Annotated in this window: 14 protein-coding genes; all 14 read right to left on the bottom strand. The window is 42.8% G+C overall.

Going from position 1 to position 17,072, the window contains the following annotated elements; genetic code table 11:
* Positions 1 to 94 precede the first annotated feature (94 nt).
* Positions 95 to 1,954 (bottom strand): group II intron reverse transcriptase/maturase, encoded by a 1,860-nt coding sequence (gene ltrA / locus QO008_RS05265; RefSeq protein WP_307384940.1) that lies wholly within the window; start codon positions 1,952 to 1,954, stop codon positions 95 to 97.
* 722 nt (positions 1,955 to 2,676) lie between these two features.
* Entirely contained in the window at positions 2,677 to 2,808 is a 132-nt protein-coding gene (locus tag QO008_RS05260) for a Maff2 family mobile element protein (protein WP_000394212.1), read from the bottom strand.
* Positions 2,809 to 3,132, bottom strand: coding sequence for a single-stranded DNA-binding protein (locus QO008_RS05255; RefSeq protein WP_002842079.1), 324 nt, complete (start codon positions 3,130 to 3,132; stop codon positions 2,809 to 2,811).
* 190 nt (positions 3,133 to 3,322) lie between these two features.
* Entirely contained in the window at positions 3,323 to 4,186 is an 864-nt protein-coding gene (locus tag QO008_RS05250) for an Abi family protein (RefSeq protein WP_019107265.1), read from the bottom strand.
* 151 nt (positions 4,187 to 4,337) lie between these two features.
* Complete coding sequence (locus tag QO008_RS05245) at positions 4,338 to 6,140, bottom strand: VirD4-like conjugal transfer protein, CD1115 family (protein WP_070736945.1); 1,803 nt, start codon at positions 6,138 to 6,140, stop codon at positions 4,338 to 4,340.
* Between the two features lie 447 nt (positions 6,141 to 6,587).
* Positions 6,588 to 7,079, bottom strand: a complete 492-nt coding sequence (locus QO008_RS05235; protein ID WP_002838927.1) for a PcfB family protein — start codon at positions 7,077 to 7,079, stop codon at positions 6,588 to 6,590.
* A 14-nt stretch (positions 7,080 to 7,093) separates the two neighbouring features.
* Positions 7,094 to 7,951 carry an ATP-binding protein gene (locus QO008_RS05230; RefSeq protein ID WP_002838954.1) on the bottom strand — a complete coding sequence of 286 codons (858 nt, stop codon included), beginning with the start codon at positions 7,949 to 7,951 and terminating at the stop codon, positions 7,094 to 7,096.
* Positions 7,952 to 7,965: 14 nt separating this feature from the next.
* Positions 7,966 to 8,943 (bottom strand): replication initiator protein A, encoded by a 978-nt coding sequence (locus QO008_RS05225; RefSeq protein ID WP_002838936.1) that lies wholly within the window; start codon positions 8,941 to 8,943, stop codon positions 7,966 to 7,968.
* An 86-nt stretch (positions 8,944 to 9,029) separates the two neighbouring features.
* Positions 9,030 to 9,320: a CD1845 family protein gene (locus QO008_RS05220; protein ID WP_000583243.1), complete on the bottom strand. Its 291-nt coding sequence runs from the start codon at positions 9,318 to 9,320 to the stop codon at positions 9,030 to 9,032.
* 43 nt (positions 9,321 to 9,363) lie between these two features.
* A complete protein-coding gene (locus QO008_RS05215) occupies positions 9,364 to 9,621 on the bottom strand; it encodes an ATP-binding cassette domain-containing protein (protein ID WP_307384923.1) in 258 nt (85 codons plus the stop codon).
* 91 nt (positions 9,622 to 9,712) lie between these two features.
* A complete protein-coding gene (locus QO008_RS05210; RefSeq protein ID WP_126464653.1) occupies positions 9,713 to 10,669 on the bottom strand; it encodes a sensor histidine kinase in 957 nt (318 codons plus the stop codon).
* Entirely contained in the window at positions 10,659 to 11,333 is a 675-nt protein-coding gene (locus QO008_RS05205; RefSeq protein WP_232006484.1) for a response regulator transcription factor, read from the bottom strand. The genes QO008_RS05210 and QO008_RS05205 overlap by 11 nt, the downstream gene beginning before the upstream one ends.
* A gap of 50 nt (positions 11,334 to 11,383) precedes the next feature.
* Complete coding sequence (locus QO008_RS05200; protein WP_307384920.1) at positions 11,384 to 15,640, bottom strand: acyl-CoA dehydratase activase-related protein; 4,257 nt, start codon at positions 15,638 to 15,640, stop codon at positions 11,384 to 11,386.
* A 184-nt stretch (positions 15,641 to 15,824) separates the two neighbouring features.
* Positions 15,825 to 17,054, bottom strand: a complete 1,230-nt coding sequence (locus QO008_RS05195) for an FprA family A-type flavoprotein (protein ID WP_126464651.1) — start codon at positions 17,052 to 17,054, stop codon at positions 15,825 to 15,827.
* Between the last annotated feature and the right edge of the window lie 18 nt (positions 17,055 to 17,072).

Genomic DNA, 17,072 nt, shown 5'->3' with positions numbered 1-17,072 from the left:
CATGCGACTTTCACCGCACACGGCGTTCCATCACAAGAAAGATTTTCACGTTTTAACTAAGACTTACACACTTCGTAACAAATTATTTTTTTCTCTAAATTAGTGGCAATTCTGCCATTTTTCTAAGCTTATTACATTTCTCAATCTGCTTGACTGTTAACCCAAGCTCTTTTATATATTTTTGGATTGTATCTACTTTTGTTGCATGGATGAGTATATGAACTGCTTCTGTAACAAGAATTAAGTTGCTGTAACTGTCTGTACCGCCTTGTTCAAGCGGTATCTTGTGATGGCAATGTATGTCGTTTGGTATAAGTTTTACACCTGTTACTCCACATCTGCCATATTGAGCTGCAAAGAGCGAGATTCTGTTGTCTGCAAACTCTATGCTTTTATCAAGCACAGGATGTCTCATCAACCAAACAAGTGTATCTACATCAATTTGCAGATTTTTATGAATAAAAGCTCTGCCCTTTACAGTGTATTTATTTACAACCTTTTTCTTGTGTTTTGCGTCCTTTGTCCTAATATATCCAACTGGAATTAGCGGATGTCCATTAAGGAAGCGAAGCTGTTTACTTTTTCCATATTTTTCTTTGATAAATCCTTTGTTTAGCGTTCCACTGGTTTTAATATCAAGTCTGTTGTTCATCTGCTTTTTAATGTGAAAGGCTATTTTAGCAAAGTCCAAACTTACATTTGTTGCTATTTGGTAGTAATTATGCAAGCCTGAAACAGTGGCATTATACTTGGCTATTGCTTTGTACTGTTCCTTTTCGTTTGCAGGTCTTTTTATATCCGCAACACATTTAGAAATATCTTCTTTTGCATTTTTCAGTGCCTTATCACTTATATGCGACTGTACAACAAACTTTTTGCCTTTTGGTTTAACCTTAAGCTTAAATCCTAAGAACTCCGAATACCTTTGTTTTAGATTTGTTATTTTAGATTTTTCTTCACTCACATTTAGTTTTAATCGGTCTTGCAACCATTTTGTAACTGCCTGATAGGTTCTTTTTGCATCGTAGTAATTACGGCAAAATATCTTAAAATCATCAGCATACCTTACAATGTATATTTCTTTTAGGTTGCTTGTTCTTAAAGCTCTGTAAGTATGGCTTTTTATCTCTGTTCCTTGACTGTTCGTTCTCTGTTTATATGGATAATGCGTAGGCATTGTCAGCCATTGAGATGAAACCCACCAATCTAATTCGTTCAAGACTACATTAGATAGTAGCGGTGATAATATTCCGCCTTGTGGTGTTCCCTTTGTTGGTGTAATTACCTTTTTATCGGGCATAACTATGTCTGCTTTAAGCATTTCCTTAATGATACAAAGTAACTTTTTGTCTTGGATTCCTAAATTCCAAAGCTGCCTTATGAGCTTTGCATGATATACGTTATCGAAAAATCCTTGTATATCAATATCGACTACATAGTGTAAGTGCTGTATCTGCATTAGTCTTGCACATTCTGCAATAGCGTGTTCCGTACTCCTGTTAGGTCGAAACCCATAGGAACTGTCATGAAACTTGGCTTCACATATCGGCTCTAATATTTGCAAGATACATTGTTGTACAATTCTATCTACAATAGTTGGTATTCCTAAAGGTCTAATTTTCCCATTAGGCTTTTGCATTTCCACTCTCTTTACAGGGCGTGGCTTATACCAATGAAACTGTTTTTGTATGAGAGAAATGTATTCTTCTTCATTTAGCCTTGATAGATGTTTTATTGTTCTGCCATCTACCCCAGCCGTATGACTTCCTTTGTTCCCTTTTATACTACGATAGGCAAGTTTAATATTTTCTCTTGAAGTTATCAACTCCATTAAATTTGAAAATACTTTATTATTACCGCTATCTTCATATAAATCATCAAGGACTTTTTGCAAGTCATAGTATTCCGTATAACGGATTTTGCTTTGTTTCAGTGTTTGTTTCGAAGTGGACACAGTCACCATCTCCTTTCGGATTTGATTTTCTTTGTCATACTCGAAGCTGTGTTTGTCTTAATTTCAGTTCTTGTACTTTCCTGTGACTGGTGGCTATCCCTCCACGAACTTATTATTTTCGCTTCATAGGTACTGTGCCACCGCTTTCACCAAGATAAAGAACGGTTATATGCTGTTTTTTTCAGTCATTTTCCCATTCAACACTTCATTAGCATTAGACTGCTTCCATGCTCTTGGCTTACCACGTTCCGACAATCTTATCTTTGAATACGTTTAGGTTCTTCCTCTAAGCCTGTGTTTAGTTTTCACCATATCGCCTGTAACGATATATGGATTTTCATAACAACCATTCTTACTCATCCACAAACACCCCATCTTTGATGGGAATTGCCGTTAGGCAAATTCAAACGTTTAGACCCTTACATTCGGAAGTACGTCAGTGCTTTGGTATACACATTCTCACCATGCGTATTCGACACCCGACATATAGGTAGCACCGTCCACCTCTGAACAGCTTTCGTGTCTGATGTTAATATCAGTCTTACGGCTACTCTCTGCCGACTTCACCGAGCTTTTGACAATGAAATAGTCTAATATTCATTGCCAATCGGAGTATCAGTGTAGGCATTTCAGGGCGTTACCCCGTCATTCTACCTATCAGATTGCCAGTTCTCCTAAGTTTTGAACTTTCAGTCCTTCGACTTAGTGCATAAGCTTTTCACTTATGAACGTGTCGCACGGTTGTCATTCCCATAACCTTCCATCAGGTTGATAACACCCCATGCTCCAAGCCCTGCACCAATTGCTGTAACTAATATTTTTAATACATTTACTGCTTGTGTAAAAAATTCCATTTATATTTCCTCCTCTTTTTCTTCTTTTTTAATTTTATTTATGTGCTTTACGATAAAATTTTTAAATGTCTTGTCTTCTTTTTTTGTTTCCTTAAAATATCCAAAAATATGGATGTATTCTCCACTTTTAAATTCCTTCACACTTTTTGCCTTTTCTCCGTAGAGATTACAGTAGATATATTCTTTCTTAACCTTTCCTTCTTCTTTGTTCTTTCTAACTATTGTGAAGTTAGCTACTTCTTTTTCTCCTTCCTTTGTATCTATTGCAGTTGTTTTTATTTCTCCTACTAGATTTCCATTAATATTTAGCATTTCTCTTTCCATTTGTTCTATCTCCTTTATTCCATAAAAAAAGCGATAGTTTTCTCTATCGCTTCTACTTCTAATTAATTAATATTTCATTTTTCTCTGTATCTTATTTTTTCGGCTCATCTCGTATATATTTCATTCTTCCTCCTTTGGGCATAAAAAAACACCGAAATGTTTTTTTCGGTGTAAATTTCTCTATTTAATTTTATGGTTTTAGTAATTCTTTCCAGTTTTCTATAAAGCCAACATGTCTTAATTCAATATTTTCATATCTTGCTATTAGTGCTATTAGATCATGATAAAAATTTTTGTAATTTTCTTCTTCAGAAACTATTTTAAGATTAACTAATGTAGCAAATATTGTATTGTTTGAAATATTATTTTTTAAATATTCTTTATATAGCTTTGGTGATTTTGTAAGCTTTGCTCCATATAGCCTGCCATAATGGGCACATATATTTCTTATATAGGCAAAATTTTCTATCCAAGATTCAAAGTAATGGTAGTCTGTATGAAAGACTTTTGCAATTTTACTTTTATCTTCATTTTTCATATTCTTATACATTTTAGATAAAGTTCCAAAACTTGCTACTTCTATCACTGCATAGAGTGGAATTTCTCCACCTTCATAATTGTCTTTAAAGTTTTTTATAAATGGTGAGCGTCTATTTCTTTTAACTTCCCTTGCTAATTCTTCTAGTACCCTTTCTTGTTCCTTTTGTTTCTCAAAATTATTCATATCTTTATATGAAAAGTTCCCATATCTTAAAGAAAAATAGTTTGTGATAACTGCTCTTAAAGAAACTTCAATATGCTCTATTGTTTCAAATATAAGCTGTCTAAGTTCTCTATCAAATTTATATAAACTTACAATATCTTCAAAACTTATTCCTGATATATATCTTCCATCTTTTTTTAATGTGATACTATAAGCTTTAATCAGCCTGTAATAGGATATTCTTCCAAGAATTTTCTTAGCATAAGTTTTATCTTCTACTAAAAGTCCTAAGTCTATTAAGTTTTTTACTTGATTTTCTATACTAATCGGTTCTTGATGAATTTTTTTCATTTTTTCTCCTAAAATCAAATGACCCGACTTGGTCCGCATTGTTAAGAGGCGTGTCGGGTACTGTTGACATTATTATATGCTATAAAATATTTTTTGTCAAGTAATTTCTTTTAATCTTTCCTAAATATCTATCTTACTTCTAATTTTAAATTTATTCATCTAATATTTCAACTACCATACTCTCTTTTAACTTAACCTCATCTTTTCTCTGCAGGTATTTCTCTATGTCAAATATATTTCTCTTATCATAATCTTCAAGGAACTTATAATTCTTATGTTTGGTTATGTCAAATTTATCTGAAAGAAATGGTCTAACTCCTCTTAATTGGTAGATACATTTCCCACCATCCATTACAGTTATTTCATCTTGACTCATTAATTCTTTTCCAGTTTTTTGATAGTTTAAACCAAAACTCTTTTGATTTGATCTTGTTTCTGATGTGTTATATAGGTCTATGGTTTCTTTGCCTAGGCTTTCAGATAATTCTTTTAATGTTGTTCTTTCTTTGCCTCCTAAAAATAACGTCGAATCACAATTGCCAACTATGGTATCTGCATTATCTTTATAGATACTTTTTAGTTGTGATTGTGCTTGTAATATTATACAAGCTGATATTTCTCTACTTCTAATAGTTGCTATCAGCTTTTCAAATTTAGGAATTAAGCCGATATTTGCGAATTCATCAAGTAGGCATCTCACATGAACAGGAAGTCTTCCGCCATATTCATCATCTGCTTTATCACATAATAGATTAAATAATTGTGAGTACATTATTGATACTACAAAGTTAAATGTATCATCTGTATCCGATATTATTACGAATAAAGCTGTTTTCTTTTCTCCAAGTGTATCAAGCTCCAGTTCATCTTCTTTCATTAAGTCCCTAAGTTCCTGAATATCAAATGGAGCAAGCCTTGCTCCACAGGATATAAGGATTGATTTGGCAGTTTTTCCTGCTGCTAGTTTGTATTTCTTATATTGTTTTACTGCAAAATGATTTGGCTTTTCTTTTTCTAATGCTTCAAACATATAGTCTACTGCATTTTTAAAATTTTCATCTTCTTCTCTTACCTCACTTGCATCTATCATAGCAAGTAAAGTTGTAAAGTTCTGTTCTTCTTTAGGAGCTTCATACCAGATATATCCTATAAGTGCTGTGTAATAGAGTTTTTCAGCTTTCACCCAAAAATCCTCAGTTGATTTTTCTCCTTCTCCCTTAGTATTTGCAATTATTGTTTGTACTAATTTCAAAATATCTTTTTCACTTTTCAAGTATGCAAAGGGATTATATCTCATGGATTTTTTAAAGTTTATTGTGTTTAGTATTTTTATCTCATATCCATTTCTTTCCAACATTTTCCCACATTCCAAGACTAATGTTCCTTTTGGATCGGTTACTACATATGAAGAGTGCATTTGCATGAGATTTGGCTTTACAAAAAACCTTGTTTTACCACTACCAGAACCTCCAATTACCAATACATTTTTATTTCTCGCATATTTTGGATTTTTAGGTCTATTGTTCATGGTAAGTCTTTCAGTTTGAGTTAATAGCACATTGTTTTCAAACTTCTTGTCAATGTATGGCTCAATATCTTTTTCATTTCCCCATCTTGCCGATCCATATTCTCTGCCCTCTCTAAACTTTTTTGCTTTTTTCTTTTTCTGTATAAGGATTAACTTAATAACTACTGATAGAATTAGACCGGGTATCAGATTTTTTATTTTTAATGATGGAATATATTTTAAAGTATCTATTTGACTAAAAGCTACTAGAATTCTATCTATTATATCTCCTCCTACATAAGAGTTGACATGGCTTGCAAAGATATTTCCTATATAAAAAAATAAGAGGTAAGGAAGATTTTCTAATACAAATTTCTTCTTATCTCTTATCTTAAAAACATTTTTTATATCTTTTATTATTTCATTTAGTATTTTCGAATTAATCACTTCCTCTCCATAAAAAAGAGTAGATTTCTCTACCCATTAGTATCTTATTTATCTTTTTTATATATTATTACTGGAACTTGTTTTATTTTTTTACCTATCTTTTTTCTTTCCAAGACAAAAATCATATTCTCATTTCTTTTAAAATATCCTAAATCTCTATGATAGCTTATACCACACTTGCAATGTAATAGACCTATAAACTGTTGCTTCATCTTTGAGTTACATATGGGACATATTCTTTTATTTGTCATTTTAAACCACCATTATACTTATATTTTACTTTCAAAGGTATTTTTTAGTTTTTTCCCTAATGCTTCTGTTCTCATTTTTTATCTATAGATAAGAGAAATTCTTCTACTGGATGATTCCATCTTCTTTTTCATAGTATTCAACAATAAAGCTATTCATGCCTTCTCATCATATATATTATATATCTAAGTGCTTTTATTATAAACTTTGTTCCTGATGCTTATGTTTAACCTTATCTCTGTCAATAGTATCTTTGACTTTATCCTTGAAGTTATTAAGCCTTTCTATTACAGATTTTCTTTTTCTTGACTTATCTTTAGTAAATTTCTGGACTGTCTTTTTAAAAGCTTGTTCCATCACTTTTATATCTTTTGCTTGAAAAAAGATAATGTTGTTTCCATTTTCTAAATCTTTCTTTATGGAAAATTTCACCCCATATCTTTTTAATTCTTTTTTCAATGCTTTTAAGTCTATGTCATTTAATTCTAAGGTTTCTACTTTACCTTTTTTTACAAGATCTTTTACTTTTACTTTTTTAAATTTTTCTAAGGGTCTTGACTGTTCTGTCTGCGCTTTATGTTTATTTATTTCTAATATTTTCTTCATCAAATTTATAACTTGCTTGGCTGTAACTATCCCCGCTTTTTTTACTATGGCTATTGTTCTGCTATTTATATCATCATTTTGCATTCACTCACCTACTTTCATTCTTTTTTTAATATTTCATAGGCTAATTTTGATTTCTCCTTCATTTTTTCTATTCTTCTATTTTCTCCTGTAAATATAATGGGACTGCATATTTCAAGTATCCTTGAGTAAATTCTTTTATCTTTTATAGTTTCAGGATTAGTTAAAGCTGATATATTTAAGTTTGTTGTTATAATTAGAGGTTTCCCACTTCTATATCTACTATCTATTATGTTAAAGATATGCTCAGCTGCAAAATCTGTATCTCTTTCCATTCCAAAATCATCAATAATTAATAGTTTCTTATGATTTAGGTTATCTATATACTTACTCTTATCAATCTCAAAGTTAGTCATATCATTTAAAATTACTGAAAAATTTGTCATTTTGACTGATATTTCTTTTTCTAGTAAAGCATTTGCTATAGCACTTGCAAGATATGTTTTTCCACATCCCACATTCCCTATGAGAATTAATCCTATATTATTTTCATATATTTCATCAAATTTTTCCACATAATTTTTTGCTACTTTTTCATGCTCACTATCTTTGTCCATATTTTTAAAATTCCAATTTAATAAGATAGGATCAGAAAAACACTCTTTTTTTAAGTGTTCAATTTTTAAAAGCCTTTTATTTTCTTTTCTTTTTTCTTCCTCTAATTTTTGTCTTTCTTTTTTACATTGACATAAAATACCAACTTTTTTTATTTCTCCAAAGAAGTCTATTTCTTTTTCAATTGGTGTTTTACATTTTGCACAATATTTTAATCCTGTTTCTTGATCTATATAACTCCTATTTTCTTCATCTTTTGATGGACTATTTGTTTCTGCATTTTTTATTTTCTGTTCTAGGATTTCTTTTATTAATTCCATATGCTCCTCTCCTATCAAGTATTTAAAATTTCTCTCCATATATCCTCATCGTTACTATAGTCATAGTTTTCTCTTTTCTGATCTTCTCTCTTTATGACTTCTATGTTTCTAATATTTTCATCTGCATTGTATAAGAGAGTCAGTAGATAAGCATTAATGTTTCTAATATCCTTTGGAGCATTTTCTCTTAGGTATTTCAAAACATAGTCTATGTGTTTATAGTTAAGACTTAGAAATTTTTCTTTAAAATTTTCATTGGATATATGCCTCCCTCCTATTTTAATGTTTGTAAAGCTAGTTAAGGCTTTTACAAGTACATTTATCATTACATCTACTTGCTTCTTTTCTTCTATTCTTACTTTTTCAAAGATTTCATAAGATATATTCTTTTTTATAGTTTCTTTTAATTCTTCCTCCTCCAAAGTTTTTTTTGATTTTTCTCCTAGCTTTTCTAAGGGGGATATGGGGGTGGTATTATTAAAATCAGTATTATTAGTTTCAGTATTATTAATATTAGTATTATTAGAGTCCTCTTTTGAAACTTCTTGAGGTTTGTTTTCTAAACTTCCTGAAGTTTGTTTTTTAAACTTCTTGAGGTTTGCTTTTGAAACTTCTGTAGTTTTATTATTTTCTGTGTAAATAAAGTTCTTTACATAGAGTAAATTTGGCTTTCCAAGTCCTAACCTCTTTTTTTCTAATAATCCTATCTCTTCAATTTCTTTCATTACTTTGACCGATTTATTTCTCCCCCAATTTAATACTTCCATAATTTCTTCTATGGTATAGATAATGTATACCTTGTTTTCTTCATCTAACCATTTATTCTTAATTGACAAGCTCATTCTATCGAGTAGAATTCCATAAAGAATTTTTGCTTCTACGGATAGTTTTTTAAAATTTAAGTCGGTGAATAAAGTTTTGGGAATCCTAAAAAATGAATATTGTTCTGATTCATTGCCATAATAGTATTCAAATTTAACTATTTCTTTCATCATAACCCCCTTTCTTTTCATATAAAAAGAGATAGCTTTGATTTTGCTATCTCTTTTTCATCGTTTTAATCTATTTATTTTTATATTTAAATTACTTTTATTCTTTCATTCACCCCTTCTATCACTTCTATAATAAAATATCCTAGCACTGGTAAACCATAAGGACTAAAAAGATATGCTAGTATAAACGCATCTATAGCAAGTGCTTTTTCTCCATGATAAACAGATCCTAAAAATCCCATAATAGCGATAAATGAAATCAGTTTGAAAAATATTGTGCTGAGTCCTAATACAAACGTTAAAAATAGAATTATGATACTTAACGCTATCCTAATAGGAAACAATATGATTTTGAAAAAAACTCTAAATATTATCATATTCTCTTCAATCCTTATTACTTATGTTTTCTTTTCTTTTTTGTTAATTTAATAAAAAAGATGACAGACTTAATCCTAAATCGTCTTGTTTAAAAGTTTTGTGGAAGCCTTTAAACTTTGATTTTAATGGATTTATTGTATCTGTCATCATTATATCACTGTCCCCGCTTCCGCTCTCGCCCATAATGGCGATAAATTCCCCCGCTTCCACCGAAAAGTTTACGTCCTTTAGCGCTTCGGTGGATTGTAGGGAGAATCGGGTTTTATATACTTTTTTCAGATGTTGTACTTGTAGCAGCATTTTTCTTACCTCCTGCTACCAGTCTACAAGAGGACGCGGGCGGGATCCCTCGATTTGCGTGACATTTTGGAGACCGTAGGTGACAATTTCGTCATATGGATCCCGCTTCGCCCTCCGTCACCGCCGAGAGGTCGAAGTCGACGGCAGTGCCCGCCCCCGCTTCGGAGCGCACGGAGACGAGGATGTTCAGCTCTTTGGCGACGCGGTGCACCAGGTAGAGCCCCAGGCCCGTGGAGCGATCCTGTATGCGCCCGTTTTTTCCGGTAAAGCCCCGCTCGAAAAGTCGCGGCAGGTCTTCGGGGGCGATGCCGATCCCCTCGTCGGCTACGGTGAGCACGCCCCCGTCGCAGCCGATGCGAATGGCGCCGCGCGCCGCGTATTTGATGGCGTTGGAAAGCACCTGCTCGAACATAAAGCAGAACCACTTGCGGTCGGTGACAATGCGCAGATCCCCCGCGTTCAGCACGATTTCGCTCCCCGCGGCGGCCGCGGCGGCGCGGTATTTGCGGACGCTCTCTGCGACGAGTTCGGCCACGGACTCTGTGCGGAATACATAGTCGGTGCTATCGGATTCCAGCCGGTAATAGCCCAAGAGCGAATCGACGTAATTTTCCATGCGAAAGACCTCGGCGAGCATCTCCTCGGGTTCGGCGTCTTCGTCGGGAATCAAGAGGCGCAGGGCAAAAAGCGGGCTCTTGAGCTGGTGGCTCCACACGGTCATATATTCCCGGGTGTGGCGGGCGCGCGCCTCGTCGGCTTCTTGCACGGCCTCGCGCTCGGCTTCGAGGGCGCGGATTTTTTTCTCTACGTCTTTCGCCGCCGTCTTTTCGGGCGGAGCGCCCAGGATCTCTGCCAGCGCCTCCCGGCGTCCGCTGTAATCGAGGTAGCGCAAGATGCCGAACAGGCAAAAGCCCGCGGCGAGGATCACCGCGGTATATAGAAACTCGGCGCGGGGCATATAGAGCCTCGTCGCCGCGAGTACGACGAGTGCGGTCGCCAAAAAGGCGAAAAGACCCCGCTTTTCTTCATAGAGAAAGTTACGGAACATAGTAGCCCACGCCCTTTTTGGTGCGGATGATCTCGGGACGATCGAGTTCCCGCAGTTTTTTGCGAAGCCGCATAATGTTCACCGTCAGCGTATTGTCGTCGACGAAATCGTCCCGATCCCAAATCGCCTCGATAATCTCGTCGCGGCTTACGATCTTGCCGGCGTTTTTTACGAGAAATTCCAGGATGCGGTATTCGTTTTTCGTCAGCGCCCGCACCCCCTCTTCGGCGTGGATCTCCATGCGATCGGCGTCCAGGGCGATCCCCTCATAGACGAGCGCCCGCTCCGGCTCGCCGTAGTCGTAGGCGCGGCGCAAGAGCGCGGCGATCTTCGCCTGCAACAGCGCCGGGTCGTAGGGCTTTACGATATAGTCGTCGGCGCCCATCTCCATCGCCATCAGCATATTCATATTTTCTCCTTGGGCGGAAAGAAAGACGATGGGCACATCCGACACTTCGCGAATGGTTTTGCACCAATGGTAGCCGTTGTAGTACGGCAGGCCCACGTCCATCAACACGATATGGGGCTTGTAGGCACAAAACGCCTCGTACACGCGCGTAAAGTCGGCGGGAACTTCTACGTCGTAGCCCCATCCCCTAAGATATTTCGCGATCTGTCTCGCGATGATCTTGTCGTCTTCCACAAAAAAAATGCGCCGATTCACGATATCACCTCGAAGGTATTGTATCATCAATCGACGCATCGTATACAGTTTTACTTTCCCGCGCCCTGCGCCCGGCGGGCGTCTTTGGCGAGGGCATCGTTGGCGAATTTGTTTTCGTCCGCCTGCGAGAGCATCAGCTTAATCCGGTTGGTCTGGTTGACCGCCGATGCCGAGGCGTCGAAGTCGATGGGGATGATATTCGCCATGGGATATGCCTCCCGAATCGACTTGATGACGCCCTTGCCGGTGATGTGGTTGGGCAGGCAGCCGAAGGGTTGCACGCAGACGATATTGCCCGCGCCGGAACGGATGAGTTCCACCATTTCGGCGGTGAGGAGCCAGCCTTCGCCGTATTGGTTGCCCAGGTCGACAAATTCCTCGGCATAGGCCATTAAGGTGTCGACATCCACCGGTTCCTCGTAGCGGGTGGGCCGCAGCAATTCGCGCACGATGTTGCGGTAGCTGTCCACATAGCCCACGGCGAGATCGGTCAAAAATGCCGACATGGCCGAGGTGCCGTAGCGCGCCCTTTTGATGCGCGCGTTCTTAAAGGAGTAGAGCATAAAGTCGGTGAGATCCGGCACCACCACCTCGGCGCCTTCCGCCTCGATCTGCTTCTGCACGTGGTTGTTCGCCTCAGGCAGGTACTTGACGAGGATTTCGCCGACGATGCCGACTTTGGGTTTTACCGCATCGGAGACCTCGAGCGCCTCGAATTCCGCGATCATATGCCGTACGTTCTCGGTAAATTCCCGGCGGGAATAGGTGAGATCCGAAGCGAGGAGCCCCAGCCAGCGGTCGGTGAGAATCCGCTCGCTTCCCTTGATCTTTTCGTAAGGGCGGGTGGCGTTGGAGAGCCGCATCAAGAGGTCGCCGTAGAGCAGGCACTGCACCGCCTTTTTGCCGATGCGCGCCAGCTGTCGCTTGCCGAAGGTAAAGCCCGGGTGGCGCTCGATGCCCTGAAACGACGCGCCCAGAACGGGAATGTGCCCGTATCCCGCGTCGGCGAGAGCCCTTCGAATAAAGCCAACGTAGTTGCTCGCCCGGCAGGCGCCCCCGGTCTGCGACATTAAAAGCGTTAGGCGGTCGGTGTCGTAGCGGCCACTCTTAACCGCCTCCATAAACTGCCCCACGACGAAGATCGACGGGTAGCAGGCGTCGTTGTTGACGTATTTGAGCCCCTCGTCCACCACATGGGCGGAAAGATTGGGCAGTACCTCCACATTGAAGCCCTCGCCCCGCAGCATGGGCTCCAAGATCTTGAAGTGGAGCGGCGCCATTTGGGGAATGAGGATGGTGTGGGTTTCCCGCATTTCCTCGGTAAAGAGGACGGGATCGTCGTAGATCGATTCCATTTCCTTTTCGACGGTGCGATTTTCTACCGCTTGGATCAACGAGCGCAGGCGAATGCGCGCGGCGCCCAGGTTGTTTACCTCGTCGATCTTTAAGACGGTGTAGATCTTGCCGTAGGCGTCCAGGATCTCGTGCACCTGGTCGGTGGTGACGGCGTCGATGCCGCAACCGAAGGAGTTCAGCTGCACCAGTTCCAGGTGTTCGCTCTCGCCGACGATCTTCGCCGCCCGGTACAGGCGGGAATGGTAGTTCCACTGGTCGAGGACCCGCAACTTGTCGTCGAGGACCTCTTCTTCTACCACGGCGTCTTCGCTGAGTACGGCGAGGCCCAGACCGGTGATCATCTCGGGCATACCGTGATTGATCTCGGGGTCGATATGGTAGGGCCTGCCGGCGAGTACGATCCCCACCGTGTCGGTCTCTTCGAGAAAACGCAGGGCCTTTTTGCCTTCGTTGCGCACGTCGTCCCGGTAGCGCGCCTGTTCGGCATAGGCGGCGCTTACGGCGGATCGGATCTCGCCTTCGGGAATGCCGACAAAGACCTCCGCCAAGCGGCGCACCAGCTTGGAGCGGTTGTCGAAGGAGAGGAAGGGATTCAGGTATTCTACGTCTTCCTTCGCAAGGCTCTCGACATTGTTGCCGATGACCTCGCTATAGCCGGCGACCACCGGGCAGTTGAGGGTGTTATCGGCGTTTTCGAGCTTCTTTTCTTCGTAAAAGATCGAGGGATAAAAGATCCGCCGGATCCCCCGCTCCACCAAATCCTCTACGTGCCCGTGGGTGATTTTCGCCGGGTAGCAGGCGGTTTCGGAGGTGATGGACTCGAGCCCCTTTTCGTACAGGGTGCGCGAGGAGGTGGCGGAGAGTTCCACCCGAAAGCCCAGGCGGGTAAAGAAGGTATGCCAGAAGGGATAGTTTTCGTACATATTGAGCACCCGGGGAATGCCCACGGTGCCCCGGTATGCCGCCGATTCTTCGAGGCTGTCGTAGTCGAAGACGCGCGCCAGCTTATAGGCATAGAGATTGGGGAGCGCGTCGGAATCGTCGCGTACGATGCCCGCCCCGCGTTCGCAACGGTTGCCGGTGATATAGCGGGTTCCGTCGGCAAAGAGATGCACCGAAAGGGCGCAGTTGTTGGTGCACTGGCCGCAGCGGGCGTGTTTGGTTTCGTAGCGGAAGGCTTCGAGCTTTTCGCGCGAGAGCAGGCGGCTTTTTTCGCCGCCCCTTTCTTTGGCGATAAGGGCCATGCCCACCGCGCCCATGGTGCCGCTCATGCCGGGGCGCACCACTTCGCGTTCGGTGATCTTTTCGAAGGCGCGCAGAACCGCATCGCTATAAAAGGTGCCGCCCTGTACGACGATATTTTTGCCCAAGCGCCGGGGATCGCGCACCTTGATGACCTTTTGGATGGCGTTTCGAATGACGGAATAGGCGAGCCCGGCGGAGATGTCGGCGACGCTCGCGCCCTCTTTCTGCGCCTGTTTCACCTTGGAGTTCATAAAAACCGTACAGCGGCTGCCGAGATCCACTGGGGCGCGGCTCTTTAGCGCCACATCGGCAAAGTCCTCGACGGAGTATTCGACGCCCTTGGCAAAGGTCTCGAGGAAGGATCCGCAGCCGGAGGAGCACGCCTCGTTTAAGAGGATCGACTCGATCACATCACCCGATACCTTCATCGCCTTCATATCCTGGCCGCCGATGTCCAGGATAAAGTCGACCTCGGGTTGAAAGAAGCGCGCGGCGCGGAAGTGGGCGATGGTCTCCACTTCCCCGCAGTCGACGTGAAAGGCCGCCTTGATAAAGTCCTCCCCGTAGCCGGTCACGCCGGAGGAGGCGATATAGCTGTCCGCGGGTATGCGGTCGTAGAGTTCGAGGAGATAGCCCCGCACCATTTCGAGGGGCGATCCGTTGTTGGAACCGTAGGCTTCGTAGAGCACCTCGTCGTCTTTCGAGAGCGCCACCACTTTGGTGGTGGTGGAACCGGCGTCGATCCCCAAATAGATGGGCCCTTTATAGCGCTCGAGATCCCGCCGGGGCAGATCGTTTCCGGCGTGACGCTTTTGGAAGGCTTCGAGTTCCGCCTCGTCGGCAAAGAGCGGCGAAAGGAGCGCGTCCTCGTCGACATGCACTTCTTCGGCCTTCCCCAGCCGGGCATAGAGGCGCATCATCGAGACGGGGTCGTTGTCGACGCTCGAAAGCGCCGCCCCCAAGGCGACGAAGAGCTGCCCGTCTTCGGGGGCGAAGATCTCATCGTCGGCAAGCCCCAGCGTCTCGACAAAGCGTGCCTTCAGCTGGTCGAGGAAGTGAAGGGGCCCGCCCAAAAAGGCGACCTTGCCGCGAATGGGCCGGCCGCAGGCGAGGTTGGAAATGGTCTGATTGACCACCGACTGAAAGACCGATGCCGCGATGTCCGCGCGGGTCGCGCCCTGGTTGACGAGCGCCTGCACGTCGGTCTTGGCAAAGACCCCGCAGCGGGAGGCGATGGGGTAGATCTTTTTGTGCGCCTTCGCCAGCTCGTTCATGCCGGCGGCGTCGGTCTTCAACAGCGATGCCATTTGGTCGATAAAGGCGCCGGTTCCGCCGGCGCAGATGCTGTTCATGCGCTGTTCCAAACTGCCGCTCAGATAGGTGATCTTGGAATCCTCGCCGCCGAGTTCGATGGCGACGTCGCTTTCGGGCAGAAAGGTGGAGATGGCTCTGGTGCCCGCCACGACTTCCTGCACAAAGGGGATCTCCAACATTTCGGCGACGGCGATGCCGCCGCTGCCGGTGACGCTTACGGTCATGCGGTCGTATTTATAGCGATCGTACACCGCGGTAAGCACCTCGGTGACGGTCTTTTTCATATCGGAATAATGCCTTTGATAAGTCGAATACAGAATCTCGCGGTCGCCGTTTAAGACGACGAGTTTCACCGTCGTCGATCCGACGTCCAATCCCATATGGAGTAGCATCGAAAACCTTCTTTCATCCTGACTATTTTGCTGTTTCGCTTGTAAGTGATTATAACATTATCCGCATAAATTTACATCTTTCTTCTTATTAATGCCCCCGGTTTCTTCTGCCGAGATGTCGCCCCTTGGGCGGCCGCAAGAAAAAAGCGACCTCTCGGTCGCTTTTCGGCAAATACAGGGGGTGTTACGCGTTCTTTTTGTCTTCGCGGATCTTTTCGAAGGAATCCATAATGGCATCGGCCAGGCCTTCGAGTTCTTTGTCCGTGGAGTCGTTCAAGGAGGATGCGATAGAAACCTCGCCCGAGAGGACGTCCATCAGCTTCATCTTTTCGTCGAGGAATTCTTCCATTTCGCCGGCGGCTTGGGGCGCCCAGCTGCCGTTTTCGATGATGCCGACGGTCCGGTTTTGCAGATTGAGCATGCGGATTTCGTTCAGGAAGTTGTGCATCACGGGATACATTTCCAAGTTGTAGGTAACCGATGCCAATACGATATGGCTGTACTTAAAGGCTTCGGATACCAGATAGCTGACGTGGGTGTCGGATACGTCGTACATTTGGACATTGGTCATGCCGCGCTTGCAGAGCTTGGTCGCCAAAGTTTGGGCGGCGTACTCGGTATTGCCGTACATGGAGGCGTAGACGATGAGTACCCCTTCTTCTTCGGGCTCGTAGCGGGACCATTTGTCGTATTTGTCGATAAAGTAGCCGAGGTCTTCTCTCCAGACCGGACCGTGCAGCGGGCAGATCATCTTGATGTCGATGGTGCTCGCTTTTTTGAGCAAATCTTGTACGAAAGAGCCGTACTTGCCAACGATATTGGTGAGGTATCTGCGGGCGTCGTCGAGCCAGTCGCGGTCGAAGTTGACTTCGTCGGCGAAGAGCTTGCCGTCGAGGGCGCCGAAGGTACCGAAGGCGTCGGCGGAAAAGAGCACGCCGTTGGTCGTATCAAAGCTCACCATCGCCTCGGGCCAGTGCACCATGGGTGCGGCGACCCAGGTGATTTCGTGCTTGCCGAAACTCATGGCATCGCCTTCTGCCACTTCGATCTCCTTGCCGTCGATGGCAAAGCCGAACTGGCGCATCATCATAAACGCTCGTTCGTTGGAGATGACCTTGGCGTTGGGGTAGCGCATCAGCACTTCGTCCAAAGACGCGGCGTGGTCGGGCTCCAAGTGGTTGATGATGATATAGTCCAGATCTTTGCCGTCGAGAACGTGTTCGATATTATTCAAAAACTCGCGGCATACCGCCCAGTCGACGGTGTCGAAGAGGACGGTTTTTTCGTCCATCAACAGATAGGAGTTGTAGCTTACGCCCCGGGGAATGGGGTGAATATTTTCGAACAGGTGGAGCCTATGGTCGTTGGCCCCCACCCAGTACAGGTCTTCGGTTATATTTCTTACGGTATACATTGTCATCCTCCTAGATTG

Origin of the sequence: Aedoeadaptatus ivorii (genome assembly GCF_030815095.1) — a bacterium.
Taxonomy (GTDB): Bacteria; Bacillota; Clostridia; order Tissierellales; family Peptoniphilaceae; genus Aedoeadaptatus; species Aedoeadaptatus ivorii.
The sequence above is the reverse complement of the archived record's forward strand: the minus strand, read 5'-3'. Positions and strand labels throughout refer to the sequence as shown.